Source organism: Streptomyces sp. NPDC001020 (assembly GCF_053599115.1).
Genome location: NZ_JBSFLQ010000091.1, coordinates 1 through 3,768, shown reverse-complemented (window position 1 = coordinate 3,768; position 3,768 = coordinate 1). Strand labels below are relative to the sequence as shown.

At 69.3% G+C, this 3,768-nt stretch carries 5 protein-coding genes; 2 read left to right on the top strand and 3 right to left on the bottom strand.

What is annotated here, in order from left to right:
• From ACWDEX_RS37050 to ACWDEX_RS37040, 3 genes are all read right to left on the bottom strand, one after another.
• Positions 1–241 (bottom strand): recombinase family protein (locus tag ACWDEX_RS37050; protein ID WP_450469067.1); only part of this gene is annotated, 241 nt, incomplete at its 3' end.
• Between the two features lie 23 nt (positions 242–264).
• A complete protein-coding gene (locus ACWDEX_RS37045; protein ID WP_450469065.1) occupies positions 265–813 on the bottom strand; it encodes a zinc finger domain-containing protein in 549 nt (182 codons plus the stop codon).
• 221 nt (positions 814–1,034) lie between these two features.
• Positions 1,035–1,985, bottom strand: a complete 951-nt coding sequence (locus tag ACWDEX_RS37040; RefSeq protein ID WP_450469063.1) for an AraC family transcriptional regulator — start codon at positions 1,983–1,985, stop codon at positions 1,035–1,037.
• Positions 1,986–2,059: 74 nt separating this feature from the next.
• Here ACWDEX_RS37040 and ACWDEX_RS37035 point away from each other — a divergent pair, with 74 nt between their 5' ends.
• Together ACWDEX_RS37035 and ACWDEX_RS37030 are read left to right on the top strand one after the other, a co-directional pair.
• On the top strand, positions 2,060–2,875 hold the full coding sequence (locus tag ACWDEX_RS37035) for an NAD(P)H-binding protein (protein ID WP_450469061.1): 816 nt from the start codon (positions 2,060–2,062) through the stop codon (positions 2,873–2,875).
• A gap of 314 nt (positions 2,876–3,189) precedes the next feature.
• Positions 3,190–3,402: a hypothetical protein gene (locus ACWDEX_RS37030; protein ID WP_450469059.1), complete on the top strand. Its 213-nt coding sequence runs from the start codon at positions 3,190–3,192 to the stop codon at positions 3,400–3,402.
• The last annotated feature ends 366 nt before the right edge of the window (positions 3,403–3,768 follow it).

Sequence of the window (3,768 nt, the reverse complement as noted above, 5' to 3'; positions counted from 1 at the left end):
GCTGGATCTGTTCCACGGACTCGCCGTGCGCGCGGCGCCGTAGCGCGGTGTGGAGCATGTCGTCGGTGATGACGGGCGGCCGGCCGCCGTACTTGCCGTTTCGGGCCGCGGTGTCGAGCCCCTCCAGCGTGGATTCGCGGATGTTCTCCCGCTCGGTCTCCGCCATCGCGGCGAAGAACGCGAAGAGCAGCTTTCCGGGCCCGCTGGGGTCGTAGATGCCGGTCAGAGGGCCGTGGAGCATCTCCAGGACCAGGCCGTGCGCGGTCAGGGGTGGTCGGCGAGCGCGGTCAGCTCGGCCGCGTCCCGGCCCAGCCTCTTCATCTCGAACACCGTGAAGAGCACCCGGCAGTGCGGTGCGTGGGCTTTGATTTCCCGGGCGGTCTTGAGGGCTTCCTCGAACTGAGGGCGGACCCGGATGCGGGTGCTGATCTTCTCGCTGAAGATCTTATCTCTCGGGATGCCGTGCCCGGCGAGCGCGTCGATCTGGGTCTGGAGTTCCTGGCTGCGGTGCGAGCATCTCGCGTACCCGCTGCGGATGTCCGCACTCGGCAGGTCGGGGTCGATGGGGGCCGGGGGCGGGGTGCCGGGCCGCCAGGGCTGGCCGGGAGCGCGGTCGGCCAGGGTGGGCACGCGCAGTTTCTTCGCGAGCCGGGGCACCTTGGTGAACCGGCCGGTGTGGTAGGCGGAGGTGACCGCGCCGCCGCGCGAGCGGCACGGCGAGCCGGGCTGTGCGTCACACTTCGGACAGGCATGCCGTTCGACGTCGTCCGCCTCCGACGCGTCGGTGCGGGAAGGCTCGTGAGGGTCCGTCATGGACTCGGATTTTCGCACAATGCAAGTCGCAGAAGGGGGTTGCCCCTCTTTTGAGTGCGAACGGGTTATGAGAACCGATCCGCCTCTTGATGATCTCCGGCCACTCCTATTTGATCTTGCTCGGGCAAAGGGTCGTTTGTGAGAGTGGCCCGCTGTGAGACCCGTGGCCCCGCGTGGACGGTCGTGGATGCCCGCTGCGGCCCGCCGGTCAGGCTCACCGGTCACGGGGTGGCGGCGCGGTGGGCGGAGGGACTGATGCCTCGGGTTCGTTTGAAGGCTGAGCTGAAGGTGAACGCGTCGTTGTATCCGACTTCCTTGGCCACCGCCGCGATCGTCGCACCAGACTGGCGCAGGCGGTCCGCGGCCAAGGTCATCCGCCAGTGGGTGAGGTAGGCCAGTGGTGGGCGGCCCACCATGGACGTGAAGCGGCGAGCGAAGGTGGTGCGTGACAGTCCCGCTTCGGCGGCGAGTGACGCGACGGTCCAGGGGAGGGACGGCTCCTCGTGCAGCCTGCGCAGCACGTGTCCCAGCAGCGGGTCGGACAGTGCCCGATATCCCGGGGGCGGGACGGAGCCGGCCTGGTCGAACCAGGCGCGCAGGGAGCGGACCAGGAGCAGGTCGAGCAGTCGGTCCAGGACGACCTGCTGTCCGGGCTTGTCTTTGGTGGTCTCGTCGGCGATGAGGTCGAGGAGCGGGGCGAGGCTGGGGTCGCGGGGTACGGCAGCTGCCTGCGGCAGGGTGTCGAGAAGGGGCAGGGCGAGGTCGCCGCCGATGCGGTAGCCGGCGGTGACCAGCAGGTCGGAGTCGTCGCCCGACTGTTCCTCCTCCGGGCTGGAGGTGCGGCCGGTGATCCGCCAGTTACGGCGAGGGGACGCGGGGTCGCTGATGGTGGTGCAGTGGTCGTCGCCGTCCACGAGAATCTGTGGGCTGCTGGTGGGGCGGTCGGCGACGGTGTACGGCTGCGTACTGCGGATCAGGACGATCTCCCCCTGCCGCAGTGCGACCGGGTCTGCTTCGGCCGGAACGACCCAGCCGTCCCCGTGCAGCATGACAGCCAGTGCCAGCGGCGCGGGCTCGATGAAGCGCAGGCCCCACGGGGGCGTGCTGACCGTGCGGCAGAAGACGGCTCCATGGGCCCGTACGCCGGCGAGGTAGTCATCAAGAACGTCCATGCTGACACGATCGCACATGCTTCAGGTCGTTTCGACCATGGTTCGTGCCACCGCCTGCGGGTTCACTGGTAGTCATGACAGAGATCCTCGTTATCGGAGCCACCGGCAAGACCGGCGCTCCCCTCGTTCCCCGTCTCCGTGCTCTTGGGCACACCGTCCGCGCCGCCTCCCGCTCGGGCGAGACCCGTTTCGACTGGTCCGACCGTTCCACCTGGGACCCCGCGCTCAGCGGCGTCCATGCCGTGTACCTGGTTCCGACCGAGACCCTGGGCCTGGACGAGCGCGCAGAATTCGTGGCCCGCGCAAAGGCTGCCGGGGTCCGGCGCCTGGTCCAGCTGTCGGTGCGCGGCATCGACGAGGACGGCATGCACCCCACCGAGGCCGCCGTGCGGGGCTCGGGCCTGGAGTGGACGATCCTGCGGCCATCCTGGTTCTCCCAGGACTTCGCCGCGGCGGACTTCTTCCTTCCCGGTGTCCTCGAAGGTGAGGTACGAACCCCGGCCGGGGACGGGCGCGAGCCGTTCATTGACGCCGAGGACATCGCCGAGGTCGCCCTCGCGGTCCTCACCGGCGACGGCCACCACGGGCAGACCTACGATCTGTCGGGCCCGCGGGCACTGTCCATCACCGAGGCCGTCGAGCTGATCAGCAAGGCGACGGGACGCAGCATCGCGCACCGCCATCAGACCGAGGCGGAATACGCCGCCGACCTGGTCGCGGCCGGGCTCACACAGGACGACGCCGATTCCGTCGCGGGCTTCCTTGGTCAGGTCGGCCAGGGCGCGGACGACTACGTCAGCGACGGCGTCGAGCGCGTCCTGGGCCGTGCGCCGCGCACGTTCGAGGAGTACGTGACGACGGCCGCGGAGAATGGCACCTGGACGCTCTGAGACCCCACTCCGGCAGCTGGTACGGACCCGATCGGGCCAGTAGACGGGCTGGATCACCAGGTGCTTCGGTCGACGTTCCGGGCGCCCCTCACCGGGTGCGGCACGTCAGGAAGCGCACTGCGGTCGCCGGGGCGTTCTGCGTGGATACCACCGTGCTGAGCACCTGGTGATCCGCCGGTTCAAGGAGCTCGCCGAGGGCAAGCCCGCCGCGCGGCTTCTCCGACTACGTCGCCCGGACCGGCCTCAGCCCCCCGCTGACCAGGCATTCTCACCGTGCAGATCCACCATCGCGGACAAGGAGGGGCGACCACCCCATGACCACCTACCAGCAGTTGGCCGCTGTCCCTTTCGAACGCACCTCCTCGGAGGGTTCGACCTGGGAGATCGATGCGGATACCGGGGCGGTGCGTATCACCGCCCACCCCCACAGCGACATCTTCGTCGACCCTGCACAGGGCGTCACCGCCAACGCGCAGACGCTGCGCTTCACTCAGGACCGCCTCACCAACGTCAGAGACGGCTCCTGATCTACTGTCCCGGCCGAGAAGACCACCACTCAGCCGCATGCCAGCGGCTCTGCCCCTCCCGCCGTCGTCTCCGGAACGGCTACACCCCGCTCACTTGGAGGGACACCGGGATACGTACGCGGGACAGCGCACAGCACAGCCGAAGGCGCATCCCTCCTGACCGACACGGCCCGGATCACCGCCCCCGTGGGCGGCCTGGAGCTGGTCGCCGTCTACAGCCCGGTTCCTGGCTCGTCCAGCGTTACGGTCCGCAGCGGACGGTGGCCCTTCTGGGGTGACGCCGAGGTGAGCCCAGAAGCCGCCAATAGTTGATCTTGGAGCCTCTGGCGGGCAGCCGCCGAGGCAACCCGGTTCAACCCCGTCTGC

Bases quoted from the DNA above. Each gene is read 5' to 3' on its own strand.
- ACWDEX_RS37040 (WP_450469063.1), bottom strand. From the start codon at position 1,985: ATGGACGTTCTTGATGACTACCTCGCCGGCGTACGGGCCCATGGAGCC.
- ACWDEX_RS37030 (WP_450469059.1), top strand. From the start codon at position 3,190: ATGACCACCTACCAGCAGTTGGCCGCTGTCCCTTTCGAACGCACCTCC.
- ACWDEX_RS37045 (WP_450469065.1), bottom strand. From the start codon at position 813: ATGACGGACCCTCACGAGCCTTCCCGCACCGACGCGTCGGAGGCGGAC.
- ACWDEX_RS37035 (WP_450469061.1), top strand. From the start codon at position 2,060: ATGACAGAGATCCTCGTTATCGGAGCCACCGGCAAGACCGGCGCTCCC.